The organism is Petrocella atlantisensis (assembly GCF_900538275.1).
Classification (GTDB): Bacteria; Bacillota; Clostridia; order Lachnospirales; family Vallitaleaceae; genus Petrocella; species Petrocella atlantisensis.
Genome location: NZ_LR130778.1, coordinates 1,282,797 through 1,299,619, shown reverse-complemented (window position 1 = coordinate 1,299,619; position 16,823 = coordinate 1,282,797). Strand labels below are relative to the sequence as shown.

The following is a 16,823-nucleotide window of genomic DNA, read 5'->3' as shown; positions in this document are numbered from 1 at the left end:
AAGATGATTGACACAAATGCGAACACTTGTTCTTTATTTGCAAATGATGTATAATAAAGGATAGAAAAGACGTTTTCATGCCATGCATTAAAGAAATGTGTCATCCATTGATGTTTTGAATGTAGGAGGGTTAGGTATGTTAAAAAAGCCAATTAAAGAAACCATTCATTCAAAAGGAATAGACATTTCAATTTACAGTGAAGATTTTCATAATGAATACATTTCACTTACAGATATTGCAAGATATAAAAGCGATGAACCAAACGATGTAATAAAGAATTGGATGCGTAATCGGGATACTTTAGAATTTTTGGGGCTATGGGAAAGTTTACATAACCAAGATTTTAAACCCGTCGAATTCGACGGGTTTAAAAAAGATGCAGGGTTGAATGCATTTACAATGTCTCCAACAAAATGGATTACAACCGTTAATGCAATTGGTATTGTTTCAAAATCAGGGCGATATGGTGGTACGTTTGCACATTCTGATATTGCATTTGAGTTTGCATCTTGGATTTCGGCTGAGTTTAAACTCTATATTATTAAAGACTATAAGCGATTGAAAACTGATGAAAGTAGCAGACTCTCATTAGACTGGAATTTAAACCGTGAAATCTCAAAGTTGAATTATCGCATTCATACAGATGCCATAAAAGAGAATTTGTTACCACCTGAATTGACCGCTTATCAAATATCTATGACCTATGCTAGCGAAGCAGATCTGCTTAACGTAGCACTATTTGGAAAAACAGCGAAAGAGTGGCGTGATAAGAATGTAAGTCAAAAGGGAAATATGAGGGACTATGCTACTTTGAATCAATTGTTGGTATTGGCGAATATGGAAAGCTATAATGCCATTTTGATTGTGCAAGGTAAGTCGCAAGCTGAAAGATTACAATTATTAAATCGATTGGCAATACGTCAATTAAAAGCAATAGAAGAAATTGGGACGAGTGAAATCAAGAAATTAGAAAAAGGAAAATCATTCTCTTAATTTGTTTTAAAAGAATACATTTTCGCCAAGGAATTACTATGCCTGAGCTTCATCATTTTTGTCTACTCAAGGCATGTGGAGACGGTCTGTCTGCTGAATAAAAAATAGAAAAAACCCTTGAGACCGACCAGGTAAGGCGGTTTTCAAGGGTTTACGTTTGTAAACAAAATGATTAACACAAACGATTAAAACGATTAAATACGTTAAAAGGGCAAATAGCAAAAGCGAACACTTGTTCTTTGTTTGCGTATGCGATATAATAAATAACAGAGCAAGAAATTTCTACGACAATGTAGGAGGATTAGGCATGTTGAAAAAGTCGATTAAAGAAACCATCCATGCTAAAGGAATAGACATTTCAATTTACACTGAAGATTTTCATAATGAATACATTTCGCTTACAGATATAGCTAGATATAAAAGCAACGAGCCGAATGATGTCATTAAGAATTGGATGCGTAACCGGGATACTATTGAGTTTTTAGGATTATGGGAAAGCTTACATAATCAAGATTTCTAAACCCGTCGAATTCGACGGGTTTAGAAAAGAAGCGGGACTGAATGCATTTACAATGTCACCCACAAAATGGATAACAGCTGTAAATGCAAAAGGCATAATTTCTAAATCGGGACGATATGGTGGTACATTTGCCCATTCTGACATAGCGCTTGAATTTGCATCTTGGATTTCAGCAGAATTTAAACTCTACATAATAAAAGATTATAAGAGACTGAAAACTGATGAAAGCAGCAGATTTTCACTAGGTTGGAATTTGAACCGTGAAATCTCAAAGTTGAACTATAGAATTCATACAGATGCAATAAAAGAAAATTTGTTGCCACCCGAATTGACAGCATATCAAATTTCTATGACCTATGCTAGCGAAGCAGATCTGCTTAATGTAGCGCTATTTGGAATAACTGCAAAACAGTGGCGTGAAGAAAATACTAAAATGAAAGGAAATATAAGGGACTATGCTACTTTGAATCAATTGCTGGTTTTGGCAAATATGGAGAGCTATAATGCAATTTTGATTGAACAAGATAAGTCACAAGCTGAAAGAGTGCAACTATTGCATCAATTGGCAAGAAGTCAGTTAAAGGCAATAGAAGAGATTGGGACAAGCGAAATCAAGAAATTGGAAAAGAAATGAGGCTGGGCCAATCACATGCTTACCGCCAAGGAAATGTCAGGCCCGGATACCATCATTATTGTCTACTTAAGGCAAATAGAGAAGATTTGCCTTTTAAAGCATTGTAAATAAAGGATTTAGGCTAATTTTGGTATGTATCAGGTGTAAGAACAAATGTTAGCGCATAAATTGGATTTTAGTAATAGAAAAGCAATCACATAAACATTCCAGGCATTCGACCGCTTTCACTCGCTTTCGAATGCCTGTTTTTATTAGATTTTCTTTAATTTATAATTCAAAAGAATGACTTGACTACTATTCAAAAATAATTGTATCATTAGTACCATATCAGGCGATTGTATGTGCATGGATAGATATCTAAAGGGGTTCATTGAATTTTAGTTTTAGCACGTTATTCCCTGATTATAAAGAATAACGTGATATAAATGAAACGAGGCGTGTGTAAAGATATTTCAGAAAGACCTTGTTACTATGGGGGTATAGGAAGAATGAAAGATTTATAAATTTCTTAATAGGATTGTTGATGGAAAGCCAACATTAGCATGAGGGACTTGATGCATTGATGGATGGAGTGTTAGCCGATAATTTCATATTTACCAAATATGAGAAGAATGAACGAAAGAATGAAAATGGAATACCGAAGGTACATTATAAGTTTTATTTCACATCGTTGCTGGATGATACCGAAAAGTATATTCTGCTAGATATTCTGTACGAGGATAATCCATTTGTTGAAATGGTGACAATGCCCATAGAAAGTACTTTTTTGATAACGGATGGAGATCCAGTAAATGTACTTATACCAACAATTGATTGTATCTTAAGTGATAAGTTAACTGCATTTGCACCCAATACCACTGGGATACCATACGGTAAAGATAAAGAACTGGAAATTATGAAGCGGGTGCTTTCTTCTTCTTTACATATATATAATAACATATGTTATACTAAAATAGAGGTGAAAGCATTGAAAGAAAAGCGTGGACGAGGTTACGTGTATTCAATACAATATCATTTAGTGTGGTGCGTGAAATATCGTAAAAAGATACTTAAAGATAACATTGAGGATACATTAAAGATGAAATTAAAACAAATTGCATTAGAGAATAAGTTCGATATTTTGGAAATGGAATGTGACAAAGACCATGTACATCTACTTGTAGATTGTTCTCCGCAACACTACATACCTAATATCATAAAGGCATTAAAGGGCGTGTCAGCTCGGGCTATGTTTAAGGAACACCCGGAAATAAAAAATGAATTATGGGGAGGCAGTCTTTGGAATCCCTCATATTATGTTAGTACTATAAGTGATACTACAGAAGAACAGATAAGAAGATATATCCAATCTCAAAAGGAGAAGTAACTTTATGGGTAAGCGAATGACAGTCAAAGAAAAGAATAAAGAATTGGCTAAACAAGGGCAGCAGTTGAAAAGCTATGGTCTTGTTCTTCGTGTTTACCCTACAAAAGAACAAGAAGCGTTAATTAACAGAACCTTTGGTTGCACTCGGTTCATTTTTAACAACTACCTTTCTACAAGACAAGAGTATTACAAGGGAGAAGCTAAAACACTCTCAGTAGGTAAATATAAAAAGGACGTTCTTGTTCCTATGAAATCATTAGAGGAACACAGTTTCTTAAAAGAGGTCGATAAGTTTGCCTTGGAAGTAGCTTGTGAAAATGTTGAAGATGCATATATTCGTTTTTTCAAGGGTCAGAACCGATACCCTACTTTCAAGTCAAAGAGAACTGCAAAGAAGTCTTACACGACAAAAATGACAAATAATAATATTGCGGTTTGTGGTTCAGTACATGACAGAGATGAAAATGCAGCTATTAATATAAGAAATTATGGCTTACAAATATTAGGTTTAGAAGCTGTAGCATAAATTGGTACTGTAAGTACCTGCACCCTTGGGACAAGGGGGAGTGCCTGTCACGAAAGTGAGTGAAGCTATGCTTCACAGGAGCTTATGTAAGACTAAGGGTATTTTCACATCTTAGCAGTAATCTATGAAACAGGAAAAAGTGATAGCACCGTCAGGTGCTAATCGAATCCCGTGACTTTAGTCGTGGGTAGTTCAAGAATACATGTTTCTTTAAGATTAGCATTCAATACGTTGAATTTAGGTAGAATAATGAATGCCGTAATTTTTATTTTATATAGCCTAACTTTCAAAAATCAATTATAGTTCAAATGAGGTGCTAATATGGACAATAAAACTAAGATAGAACAGCTTTTGGAACACTCAAAAAAAATTGCCAACCAAAATCCACAAGAATCCTATGATCATGCAAAGAGCGCACTGGAGCTTTCAAAAGCGACCCATCAACCGCTATCATATGCCTACTCACTTTTTCATATGGCTTATGCCTGTAGAGTCATGTCCGACTATTCCCGTGGACTGGAACTTGCGTTTCAAGCTCTGGAAATCTTCAAAAAATATGACAATGCCAAGGGGATTTTAAAAGTCAGCAATATCATCGGAATAATATACTTTTACTTTGGTGCTTTCACAGATGCTCTGGATTATTTCATGTCTTCCGTTTCCAAAATTGAAAAAGATTCTGATGCAAATCTTGAATCTTCTCTTTACAACAATATCGGTGAAATCTACAGAATGGCAGAGGATTATCCAAATGCTCTAATGTATTATGAAAAAGGCGTTGAAATCTGCGAAACCCATTCGCTTGAATCCAACAAAGCTGTAATCCATCTCAATATCGGTGAAATATATTACCTTCAAGAAAAATATGAAGCTTCTTATGATGAACTGATGAAATCTTACACGATTGTCATGAAGTTTAACGATATGATCAATCAAGGGGAAGCAGAAACCAAGCTCGGCCGCGCCATGCAGATGAAAGGTGATTACGTGGCTGCCGATCGTTATTATAAGTCAGCACTCGATAAAATAACCCGTGTAAACAATAAATTTTATTTGGTGGAACTGCTCATGGAAATGGCAAAGTTCAATGAACACACAGGTAAAAATCCATTGAACAACTGGAATGAAGCACTTGAATATGCCATCAGCAACAAGCTCGACAACAAAGTATGTACAATATACAAATCACTTTCGAAATATTATGAAAGCAACTTTATGTATGAAAAAGCACTCACCTACCATAAGGCTTATCATGTCAAAGAAAAAGAAATCGATGCCGTCAACCTTTCCAAACGTCTCGAAATCTTATCCGTCGAATTCCAGTATTTTAAAGAAAAGGAGCGTACTAAAAAAATTGAACTTTTAACCAATAAACTTGAAGAGGATGTTAAAATCGCCAATGAGGAATTGAATCATTTGATGGCCATTAATACCATACTTCAAAAAGAGACTTTGATCGATGAATTGACTCAGATTTACAACCGTAGAGGACTCGATAGGATTTTCATCAATCAAATTAATGAAACCGGTTCTCTCACAGGTGTGATCCTATTTATTGACATCGATCATTTCAAGACCTACAATGACACTTTTGGACATATACAAGGGGACGTTTGTCTGAAGGTCCTGTCCGAAAACATCAAAGCTATTGTTGGAGACAAAGGATTTGTAGGGCGTTATGGTGGTGAGGAGTTTCTTTGTTTCATCCGCGTCAACTCTTGGCAGGAGGCTTTCACTATTGCAGAAAAACTAAGAACTGTAATCGAGTCATTGTCCATCCCTTCTTCGAAGGAACTTTCTCCTACAAAAGTCACAATAAGTGTCGGTGGGTGTTTTGGACGTATTGACTCAACCAATCTTAAGCATTGTACAAGCCTTGCCGATCAGGAACTGTATAAAGCCAAAGACAATGGACGTAACAAAGTATTTGTCATCACACTAGGTTAAAGCCGCGGGATTTCCCGTGGCTTTTGTTATTTACCATGTAATAGACTTGACCTTATGACTATGAATTAAAATAATTTCAGTGGCGTATTTCCATCATATTTAATGATGGGAATATACCTTTTTTAGAGGTCATACCAGAATGTAGTCCAAAATGGAAAACTGACTAACTTTTTTTTTATATTATTTGAAGTTGAGGGACACCATGAAGCGATTGTTGTATTGTTTAGAAAAAATTAGAATGTTATTTTATTGCTATTTTTATTGCAAGGATAGTTCAAGTGACCTATAATGAAATTCAGGGAATATAGGGGATGAGCATAAAATATAGAAATATTATTAGTTAGTTATGCTCATATTTGCAATATTGATATATGAGCTTTTTGTATGTATTTGAATTATTGTTATAAAAAATGCAAACATAAAATGTTAATTGATTAATTGGATATGAATAAAAGTGAAAATAAAATACGTCAAAGGTAAAGGAGTAATTTTAAATGAAAAACTTGATTAAGCGAGTTTTAGAGTTCCGTGATCAGCGTGATTGGAAGCAATTTCATACACCAGAAAATCTTGCAAAATCGATAGTAATTGAAGCTGGTGAGCTTCTTGAAAACTTTCAATGGAATACCGAGTATAACGAAAATAACGTGCATGATGAACTAGCTGATATTATGAATTATTGTATATTAATGGCAGATGCCTTGGATGTAGATATTGTTGATATCATGTACAAAAAAATTGATAAAAATGAAAAAAAATATCCAGTAAACAAGGCAAAAGGTAATAGCAAAAAATATACAGAACTATAATTGGTAGAGGTGTATCAATGATTATTTATAAGAGTACAGCATATGAGTTTGACTTAGATGTTCGCTATAATAAAATTTCGGATAAGCTGGAAAGTGAGTTTAAACGCGTATTGGGGAGAGATGTTTCTGATTCTGAAAGAAGGTCTTTTAGTAACTCATTAAGTAAAATGAACGAAGTATTAATAAATGAAGATTTAGTAAAAAAGGACTGTGGTGTATTAATTGAATATCAATTACCAAGTTCTTCAATGCGATTAGATTTCATGATTACAGGAAAAGACAAATTTATGAATAAGAATGCTGTAATTGTTGAACTTAAACAATGGGAAAAAGTAGAAGAATGTAATACAAGTAGGCAGGTATATACATATACCGGAGGCCGAATGCGGGAAGTAAACCATCCTGCTGTTCAAGTTGGGACTTACAAAACATATCTAGAGGATTATCATTCAGCCTTTCATAAAGGAATGGAAGAAACCATAAAGTTATTTGCATGTTCATACCTACATAACTATAAGCCAATTGTAGGCGACAAGTTGTTAGATATGAAGTTTAAGTCATACCTAGAAGAGTATCCTATTTTTACAGCGGACAAAACAAATCAAATTGGTCAGTTTATAAAAAATAATGTTGAAAAAGGCGATGGCATAGAACTAATCAATATTATTGAAAAATCTATTTCAAAACCAAGTAAAAAATTAATTGAGCACGTAAATAATATCATTGATTCTAAATCGGAATTTATATTAGTGGATGAACAATTAGTTGTGTTTGATAGGGTTATGCAATTAGTTAGAGATAATGCATTAATCGGAACGGATGAACGTTTTGTTGTTATCGTTAAAGGCGGACCGGGAACAGGAAAATCAGTTGTGGGGTTAAATCTACTAAGTAAGATTTTAGAGGCAGGAAAAGAATGTGTGTATTTAGCTGCAAATGCCGCATTTAAAAATGGAATGATGAACAAAATTGATAAAGATAGAGCTAAAGTTTTATTTAAGCACCCATATTTTTATAATAAAGAGCTGACAATTTCAGACACGACATTTCAATCAGTGATTGTGGATGAAGCACATCGCTTAAGTACAACACCCCCGCCAATGCAGAAAAGTTTGGATCATACATTGGTTGAAGAAATTATCAGTAAGACTGCCTTGTCAGTATTTTTTACAGATGACAATCAGATGATAAGACCTAAAGATATAGGTTCGTATAGTCACGTGAAAGAAGTAGCTGAAACCATGGGGTGTGAGATTTATGAATATGAATTAGATGCTCAGTTTAGATGTGCTGGGTCAGAAGGTTATCTTAATTGGTTGGATGATGTATTGGGAATCAAAGATACAGCCAATGCAAGTGGTTGGGAGAATTTGGATAATTTAGAGTTTTATATAGTAGATAACCCGAATGATTTGAAGATGAAAATGCAAATGTATCAAAGTATCGGATTGACATCAAGAGTTGTAGCAGGATATGCTTGGCCATGGAGTAAGGAACTTACAGTCGGTGGTAAGTTGATTAATGATGTCAATATTTATGAAGGTAGTGATTTGATATTTGAAATGCCATGGAACCCACAAGATAGTTACAAAGGTAAACGTGCAAAAGGTATTCCTAAAAATACAGTTGAATGGGCAATAGATCCGATTGGCGTAAATCAAGTTGGTTGCATACATACATGCCAAGGGTTAGAATTTGACTACGTTGGCGTTATTATTGGTGAAGAGTTTAAGTATAATATTAGTACGAGTAGTTGGGAAGCTGATGTAAATAAATGTTTCGATACTAAGATTGGCAAAAACAGTCAAAAGGAGTTTTTGAGGCTTGCAAAAAATACGTATAAAACATTATTGACGAGAGGTATAAAAGGCGTATATGTTTATGCTGTTGATAAGGGAACACAAGATTATTTGAAAAGTCGTTTGAATATAGTAAAGGAAATTGATGATTCGAGATTCTATCATACAAAAAAAATATCATTAGATGAAATATTTACGAAGATTGGAAGTACTAGAATGGTTGCTGAAGATGGGGGGATATTTATAGAACCGGAATCAATTAAAATCAGTAAGTATAATATTACACCTCTGAATGATATCTACATGTATTGTGATATAGTAGAAGAGCATTTTTTGTACGACTCATTAAAACTTTATGCGAAAAGAACTGTAAATGACATTGATTTAGATTTAAAAACAGTGTTAGAAAGTATGCCACAAGTGAGAAATTATTCTGAAGTATATCAGGACTTAATGGCAGATGTTGGGTTCATGAAATTTCAGATATTAGCAATTGTAAAAAGGGTTTTGAAGGATGAAAATATCATTTCAGTGGTCTTTGTTAAATAGTAGAAAAGTGTATGATTATTTTTTACTGACAAAAAAATGATTTATAATTTTTACTAAAATCGAGTATAACAAGAAAAATCCTAAAAAGCATATTGATAAAATGAAGGTGATAAAATGCCATTTGAAATCGTAAGAAACGATATCACAAAAATGCACGTGGATGCCATAGTCAATCCAACAAACAGTAAACTGTATGGAACCGCAGGGGTTGATGGTGCCATACATAAGATTGAAGGACCAAGATTAAGAGAAGAAACAGCAAAGATTGGTAGATTGGAACCTGGACAGTGTGCTTTGACAAAAGCCTTCAACCTTCCGGCAGGATATATCATCCACACCGTCGGACCGATCTGGAACAAGGGAACCGGTAGAAAAGAAGATATACTTAGAAATACATATAGGAATGCGCTTGAACTGGCAAGAAAAAAAGGCTTTGAGAGTATTGCTTTTCCTTTGATATCATCAGGAACCTACGGCTGCCCGAAAGATGTTGCACTAAATATTGCTATTCGCTCAATCGGAGAATTCCTTCTCTTTAATGAGATGACCTTATACCTTGTCGTTTTTGATAAGAAATCGTATCAGCTCTCAGAAGATCTGTTTTCATCTGTTGAGGCGTATATTGATGATAACTATATTGATGAACAGGAATATACGCTTCTTAGAAGAAACCGATTAATGGAAAAGGCAGACTATCTACAAGATGATGAAGCCTTATCTGAGTCAATAAGTAGCAAGATGATGGAACAGGTTAAGCCAAAGAAAAAATCCATTGATGATGCCATACATCATTTGGATGAAACTTTTTCAAAAACACTGCTTAGAATGATTGATGAAAGAGGCCTAAAAGACCCTGAAGTATATAAGAAAGCCAACGTTACAAAACAAACTTTTTCAAAAATCAGAAATAACAACCAGTATAATCCAACAAAACAAACGGTACTTGCCTTTGCCATAGCCTTACAGCTCAATCTAGACGAAGCAAAGGACTTACTATTAAGATCTGGTTATGCACTGTCTAAGAGCAGTCGTTTTGATGTGATTATAAGTTATTTCTTTGAGTCAGAGAATTATGATATCTATGAAATCAATGAGGTGCTGTTTGCTTATGATCAAAATCTACTAGGTGTGTAGAAGATACAGTATAAAAGTTAACTCACAAGTTACCTTTCGTTTTCCTAAAAGTTGTATCCTTAAAATATCAAAAAATGATAGGAGGAAATAACATGAAAAAAGGATTAACAGAATTGGTATTTGTACTTGACCGAAGTGGCTCAATGGCTGGACTTGAAAGTGATACGATAGGTGGTTTTAACAGTGTACTAACAAAACAAAAAGCAGAAAAAGGTGATGCTAATATCACCACCGTACTATTTGATGACAAATATGAATTGCTACATGATAGGTACAATCTTGGCAAAACATCAAAGATTACGGAGAAGGAATATTTTGTTAGAGGAACAACAGCGTTGCTAGATGCCATAGGTAAGACAATCCAAAAAATGGGCAATGTTCAAAAATATGCAGCAGATGATGAACGAGCTGAAAAAGTGATGTTTGTTATCATCACAGACGGCATGGAGAATGCAAGCACCGAATATTCCTATGATCAAATCAAGAAGATGATAGATCATCAAAAGAAAAAATATGAGTGGGAATTCATTTTTTTAGGAGCAAATATGGATGCAGTTGAAACTGCAGGTCGTTTCGGAATTTCAGAAGATAGAGCAGCTAATTACCATGCAGATAGTGAAGGTACCATGCTCAATTACGATGTGATTAGTGAAACGGTAAGTATGGTTCGCTCAAAACGTTCTATTGATTCTGCTTGGAAAGATAGAATTGACAAAGATTATGAATCTAGGAAAAGACGGTAATTATATGATAGGGGCAATTATTGGAGATATCGTCGGCTCACGTTTTGAGTTTAATAACCATCGTTCTATGGAGTTTGAATTATTTACGGAGGACAGTTTTTTTACTGATGATAGTATTATGACTCTGGCTGTAGCTAAAGCGATTATGATGACCGACCAGGTAGTTCTAAATGATTTAACCAGCACTTCTATTGATACGGAATATCTGGAACAACTATCAGCAAATACAGTTAAAGCTATGCAAAGCATTGGGAGAAAGTATCCGGATTGTGGTTATGGTGGTAGCTTCTATGGGTGGATTTTCAGTTTAGATTCACAGCCATATAACAGCTACGGTAATGGTGCCGCTATGAGAATAAGCCCAGTAAGTGAAGTGGCTTCATCAATTGAGGAAGTGAAGAAGCTTTCAAAGGCTGTAACGGGTATCAGCCACAATCATGAAGAGGGTATAAAAGGTGCCGAGGCAACAGCCATTGCAGCCTATTTAGCAAGAACCGGACATGATAAAGAGCAGATAAGAAAATATATTGAAGATCATTATTATGCACTAGATTTCACTATAGATGAGATTAGGAAGACCTATCAATTCAATGAGACATGCCAAGAGACGGTTCCACAAGCGATTCAGGCTTTTTTGGAAGCCGATTCATTTGGAGGTGCGATTCGGAATGCCATATCCATCGGTGGTGACAGTGATACCCTTGCATCCATAACTGGAAGCATTGCTGAGGCATACTATGATGTACTATTGGAATAAAATCATGAAGTAGGTGTTAGAGTAAATAAATTAAATGCAATGATAGCTGAAAAATTGGATGCCCCATTAAAAGAAATAATGGCTACTTTTTCAGAACTAGAATTTAATAACCCCAAAGTACTTGATGCAGGAGAATTAGGTGTTGAAGCAAATGTTGAGGGCACTATGATAAAAGTGGCTATTAGAAGAAAAAATATCTACTGTGAGTTAAGAGGAAGAAGGAAAAGTCAACATGAATGGTTATTCAATCATTTCAGAAAGCTTAGTTGTGAAGACTTATTGAGAAAAGATTATGTTTTCCATCCTAATTGTTGGAAAAAAGAAAATATGACCGATGATACGAATGAAGTAATACGTAGGATTAAGTTGATGATTGACTTGTGTAGATTAAATTCTATTAATGAGATTACTGAAGAAATAGGTAGATTATTAGAACTTAGTGATTACTAAAAAATTAAATTCAAAAAATATAATCATTATTTGACTCGTTGATACAAGTGTTTTGGATAATTATTTTTTATAAGAAGTGTGGAGGAGTGTACGATGATAGATTTAGAAAAATTAAAACCAATAATCGAAGGATATAAGGAATATCTTCCGAATCATTGGAAGGATGAAAAATATAAATGGGAGGCAATCCAGTACTTCCAAGACCATTGGGATATCGATGCTAAAAATTTTTGTGAGATGTTTAAGACGGCAACAGAAAAAACTTTCAATTTACTAGCATCTGGCTATGCCTATCCAAGAGGTATGATTGTGAATTTTGCATGTACAAAGACAAAATGATATATTAAGGGGAAAAAATGGTAAAAATATTTATGGATTTGGAGATGAATCCAATCTCAAAAAATTTTAATATTGATAGAAATTTATGTAGAAATGAGGTCATCCAAATTGGAGCTGTTGCCTTAGATGACAATAGCAGTTTTATCGGTGAATACGAACAAATGGTTAAACCACAATTTAGTATTGCTGTAGCTTCAAAAGTATTTCACTTGACGGGTATAACAAGTGATATGGTTCGAAATGGCCTTTCTTTTGAAAAAGCGATGAATGATTTTTCGAACTGGTGTGACAGAATATCAGGTAATAATCCATATGAAATATACGCATGGAGTGATAATGATTTGATTCAGTTACAACAGGAAATGCTAATAAAAGAACTGACTTATTTTTTTGATATGCAGTTTATGAATGTATGGACTGACTTTCAGTATATTTTTTGCAACCTTCTAGGAATTAACGCAGTCTTATCCCTAGATAAAGCAGTTCAAGCTTTAGATATGAATTTTACCGGCAGTCAACATAGTGCTTTAAGCGACGCAATGAATACAGCAAAATTATACCTGATGGTTCAGAATAAAGAAGCGTTTGACAAAGTCATGCAACCTATAAAGGAAATGATGGAACCTAGTGAGCCAATTGGAACACAACTAGGAAGTGTTTTCAACCTAGAGATGTTTGATTTTAATGATAATTAGAATAGATGTAATGAAAATGTCTATAAAGGAGAAATAAAAACAAACGGAGGAGAGAAGATGAAACTTAAAACAAAATCATGGATCAACGCAATTTTATTGGTGTTCACATTAATCGTAAATGCAATGGGTGCCATGGGAATCATAAACGGTCTTTCCCAAAAGGAAGTCTCCGATATGTATCCAACGTTAATCACACCAGCACCTTCAACTTTTAGCATTTGGAGCGTTATTTATACATTCTTAATCATTTCTATCATTGTGATGATTTTAAAGAATAAAGATGCCTACTATGAGCAAGCAATTAATGAAATCAGTTTTTTATTCTGGTCGTCATGTGCTTTAAATATAGTGTGGATTGTTAGTTTCTCATATAATTTAATCGGATTATCTACAATTTTCATATTTGCATTCTTGATCATCATGGTTTTAATCGTAGAGCGCATTGGGAAAATTCAGACGAAAAACCATTTTTTGTTACCGATTACTTTTGGATTGTATTCGGGATGGCTTTTTATAGCAACAGTTGTAAATATAGCAGCCTGGCTTGTAAAAATTGAATGGGGGAGATTTGGAATTTCTGAAGAAATATGGAGTTCTGTCATTCTTTTAGTTGCAATTGGGTTGACGCTCATGGTTTTACTAAAAACAAAAAATGCAATATTCCCTATTCCGATTGCTTGGGCATACTTTGGAATCCATAATAATTTATTAGCACTAGAAGGTTTCCAAGGAAAATACAATTTATTACCAAATGTTGCTTTAATAGGAATTGTCCTTTTGATTGGCGTATCAGCGATTCAATTCTATAAAAACAAATATATGGTTATGCCAAAGCTGTAGATTAGAAGAAATTGGTTTAATTCATATCTTGCCAAGTAGCAGACTCTGTTCTCAAAATATAGGTAATAGTTTCAGAGAAAAAATTCTCCTAATAAGTGTTGATCATTCGATTCTATGTGCTAATCATATAGATATGTTCCCGTAAAACCCCTTTGTAAAAACTGGGCTTGAAAGATTGAAGTTGATAGTTATCCAGTCCTCTTAACAAAAGTGGAGAAGGTATTACAAATTATTAATAAGCAAATAAAACTGTCTGCGACCACATCTCCACACATGTAGAGACGGTGGTACGACTACAACTGTGTTTGTCAACGAAAAAGTGAGCCACTTGATCACCAAATTGTGAGCCACTCTGATCATAAAAAAGTGAACCATGTGATCATGAATTTTTGAGCCACTTAGTTCAATGACTTACTTAATCGATAAGAATCACCATTCATATTTAGTATATGAGCATTAAAGGTTACTCTATCGATCAAAGCATTAGTTAACAATGTATCTGGGAAGAATTCTTCCCACTTTGAGAATTCGAGGTTTGTTGATATAACAACACTTCCTCGTTCAGAACGCTCTGATATTACCTGAAACAATAGTTCTGACTGATACTTATTAAATGATAGATAAGATAACTCATCGAGGATTAATAAATCAATCCTTGATAGCTGACGAATAAACTTACCCAAACGTTGTTCTGATTCTGCTTCAACTAATTCTGTAGCTAGACTGGCTGCAGTTGTAAAGTGAACTTTGAAGCCATTTAAACAGGCCTTTAGACCAAGCGCTATAGACAAATGTGTTTTACCTGTACCAGGATTCCCAATAAGAATGATATTTTCTTTCTTTTTGACGAACTCACAACTGGCTAACTCAAAGATCGTAGATGAATCTATATGTTGTAACCGATTCAATTCAAACTCCTCTAATGATTTTTCGAAAGGAAATTTAGCTTGGCGCTTTAACCTAATCAACTTATTTTCCTTACGATTGCCTGCTTCAACCTTTAGTAGTTGTAGTAAGAATTCCTCATATGTTTGCTGGTTTTCTTTGCTATCTCGAAGCACTTGCTCGTAGGACTGAAACGAAGAAAGTTTCATTGCTTTAGATAAGAGTTTTATTTGTTGGTTGACGATAGAATCCATTAACTATTCACCTCCTGTATCAGCTGATCATAGAGATTTAGCTGTGTTGGGATGACAGTTATGTCAGGCGTTTCTTTTAACCCGTTAGATTCCTTTAAATAGGCTAAAAGAAGTTTCTGACCACCATGTTTACTCGCATACATCTGTAGGACATCCTTTGGAACATATTGTCTTACTGGTGCTGCATTAAAGATGGCTCGTGCTTTTGTTTCTAACAACTTAATATAGTGACCAATGTCATAAGTACGATGATTCTTACCATAGTTGCGTTCATGATTAGCAATCATTTCATTTTTATGGTAAACACGAATCTCACTTGGTCCAGCCTTAAGGCAAACTTCTTTCCCACAATAATCCGTTGGGACAGAGTACTTATTCGTCTGGAAAGTTATAAGTGAATATGCACTGACTTCAGGGTAGAGAAGCTTTTCAGGGCTATAGTGGTACAAAGGCAGTGGCAGTAAAACACGTTTTTCAATGCTGAAGTTTTCACCTACAGTACCGGTTCTGCTAGCAATAGAATGCTCTATGTATCCTTGACAGTAGCTTTCTAAGGTGGCATTTAATTCGTCTAGTGAATCAACTTTTGGCATTGGAACCATAGCATTTCGCCTAACGTAGCCCACAAGATTTTCAACAAGACCTTTCTCATTACCACTACGTGGATTACAGTAAGTAGCAGCGAACTGATAATGGGCTTTCAACTCACAGTAGCGTTTGGTCTCTTTGGTCACGTATGCACCAAGACCCTCGCTTACAGCCACCTTAGCATTATCAAAGATTGTACGCTTAGGCACGCCACCAAAGAACTTGAATGATGAAATATGAGCGTCTAGAAAGCATTCCTCATTTTCAGCATAGTATGCCTTCACAAAAAAGTGGCCGCTGAAGCATAATCGCATGCAGAAGAATTTCAGTTTCTTACGTTGCCCTTTGATGTAGGCATAGGCACTACCAAAATCAATCTGTGCAGCTTCGCCAGGGTCAAATTCTAAAGGAACAAAGGCTTCTTTAGTCTTATTCCTAAGTTCACGAACAACACGCCGAATGGTTGAGCCACTTCCAGTAAAACCAAGCTCGTCTTGTAGTCGTTGATGAATCCTTGTGGCAGTATGCTTTTGCTTTTTGAAGGAATGGGTATCATCTTCTTCAAAACACTTAAGAATAAAATCTTTGACTTCATCTGTAACAACAGTGGTTGATCTTGATGAGTATTCCTTGCGTTCCCATGGAACATGCTCACCGTTACAGTACTTAGAAACCGTGTTTCTTGAGATATCTAGTTTTCTAGAAATTGCTCTTTGGGACATTCCATCATGTAAATGGAGATGTCGAATTTGTTCATAAAGTTCCAAATCTATTTTCACGCCCTTCACACTCCTATACGATAATCTTTTCGTTTATCATACAGGAAATTTTATGAATGGCTCAAAAATTCGTGATCATTATGGTGCTAAATGGCTCACTTTTATATTAGCAAACACATACAACGCCAGAACCCTTGATTTTACTGGAGTTCAAGCACTTTTATGACTTCTTCAGTTTCAGTAAAAATACCAAAATTACCACCAAAAAGACCTAA

15 protein-coding genes and 1 pseudogene are annotated in these 16,823 nt (G+C 34.9%); 14 read left to right on the top strand and 2 right to left on the bottom strand.

What is annotated here, in order from left to right:
• Positions 1-136: 136 nt before the first annotated feature.
• The 14 genes and pseudogenes from PATL70BA_RS06105 (at position 137) to PATL70BA_RS06040 (ending at position 14,102) form a co-directional block, all read left to right on the top strand.
• On the top strand, positions 137-994 hold the full coding sequence (locus PATL70BA_RS06105; protein WP_125136546.1) for a KilA-N domain-containing protein: 858 nt from the start codon (positions 137-139) through the stop codon (positions 992-994).
• A gap of 307 nt (positions 995-1,301) precedes the next feature.
• Positions 1,302-2,148, top strand: a pseudogene (locus PATL70BA_RS06100) (KilA-N domain-containing protein).
• A gap of 967 nt (positions 2,149-3,115) precedes the next feature.
• On the top strand, positions 3,116-3,514 hold the full coding sequence (gene tnpA, locus PATL70BA_RS06095) for an IS200/IS605 family transposase (RefSeq protein WP_125138424.1): 399 nt from the start codon (positions 3,116-3,118) through the stop codon (positions 3,512-3,514).
• A 4-nt stretch (positions 3,515-3,518) separates the two neighbouring features.
• Positions 3,519-4,040: a helix-turn-helix domain-containing protein gene (locus tag PATL70BA_RS06090; protein WP_125136545.1), complete on the top strand. Its 522-nt coding sequence runs from the start codon at positions 3,519-3,521 to the stop codon at positions 4,038-4,040.
• 321 nt (positions 4,041-4,361) lie between these two features.
• Complete coding sequence (locus tag PATL70BA_RS06085; protein WP_125136544.1) at positions 4,362-5,987, top strand: tetratricopeptide repeat-containing diguanylate cyclase; 1,626 nt, start codon at positions 4,362-4,364, stop codon at positions 5,985-5,987.
• A 494-nt stretch (positions 5,988-6,481) separates the two neighbouring features.
• Positions 6,482-6,796, top strand: a complete 315-nt coding sequence (locus PATL70BA_RS06080) for a nucleotide pyrophosphohydrolase (protein WP_125136543.1) — start codon at positions 6,482-6,484, stop codon at positions 6,794-6,796.
• A 17-nt stretch (positions 6,797-6,813) separates the two neighbouring features.
• Positions 6,814-9,144 (top strand): DNA/RNA helicase domain-containing protein, encoded by a 2,331-nt coding sequence (locus tag PATL70BA_RS06075; protein WP_125136542.1) that lies wholly within the window; start codon positions 6,814-6,816, stop codon positions 9,142-9,144.
• Positions 9,145-9,258: 114 nt separating this feature from the next.
• Positions 9,259-10,278: a macro domain-containing protein gene (locus PATL70BA_RS06070; protein ID WP_125136541.1), complete on the top strand. Its 1,020-nt coding sequence runs from the start codon at positions 9,259-9,261 to the stop codon at positions 10,276-10,278.
• Positions 10,279-10,370: 92 nt separating this feature from the next.
• A complete protein-coding gene (locus tag PATL70BA_RS06065) occupies positions 10,371-11,021 on the top strand; it encodes a vWA domain-containing protein (protein WP_125136540.1) in 651 nt (216 codons plus the stop codon).
• A complete protein-coding gene (locus PATL70BA_RS06060; protein ID WP_243115977.1) occupies positions 10,987-11,778 on the top strand; it encodes an ADP-ribosylglycohydrolase family protein in 792 nt (263 codons plus the stop codon). The genes PATL70BA_RS06065 and PATL70BA_RS06060 overlap by 35 nt, the downstream gene beginning before the upstream one ends.
• Before the next feature lie 39 nt (positions 11,779-11,817).
• Positions 11,818-12,228 (top strand): hypothetical protein, encoded by a 411-nt coding sequence (locus PATL70BA_RS06055; RefSeq protein WP_125136539.1) that lies wholly within the window; start codon positions 11,818-11,820, stop codon positions 12,226-12,228.
• Positions 12,229-12,321: 93 nt separating this feature from the next.
• On the top strand, positions 12,322-12,567 hold the full coding sequence (locus tag PATL70BA_RS06050; RefSeq protein ID WP_125136538.1) for a hypothetical protein: 246 nt from the start codon (positions 12,322-12,324) through the stop codon (positions 12,565-12,567).
• 17 nt (positions 12,568-12,584) lie between these two features.
• On the top strand, positions 12,585-13,262 hold the full coding sequence (locus PATL70BA_RS06045) for a 3'-5' exonuclease (protein WP_125136537.1): 678 nt from the start codon (positions 12,585-12,587) through the stop codon (positions 13,260-13,262).
• A gap of 57 nt (positions 13,263-13,319) precedes the next feature.
• Positions 13,320-14,102 (top strand): TspO/MBR family protein, encoded by a 783-nt coding sequence (locus PATL70BA_RS06040; RefSeq protein ID WP_125136536.1) that lies wholly within the window; start codon positions 13,320-13,322, stop codon positions 14,100-14,102.
• A gap of 398 nt (positions 14,103-14,500) precedes the next feature.
• Here PATL70BA_RS06040 and istB read toward each other — a convergent pair whose 3' ends face one another.
• The gene (istB, locus tag PATL70BA_RS06035; RefSeq protein ID WP_125136535.1) at positions 14,501-15,241 is read right to left on the bottom strand and encodes an IS21-like element helper ATPase IstB; all 741 of its coding nucleotides are present in this window, start codon (positions 15,239-15,241) and stop codon (positions 14,501-14,503) included.
• A complete protein-coding gene (gene istA, locus PATL70BA_RS06030; RefSeq protein WP_125136534.1) occupies positions 15,241-16,608 on the bottom strand; it encodes an IS21 family transposase in 1,368 nt (455 codons plus the stop codon). Before istA ends, istB begins: the two co-directional genes overlap by 1 nt.
• Positions 16,609-16,823 lie beyond the last annotated feature (215 nt).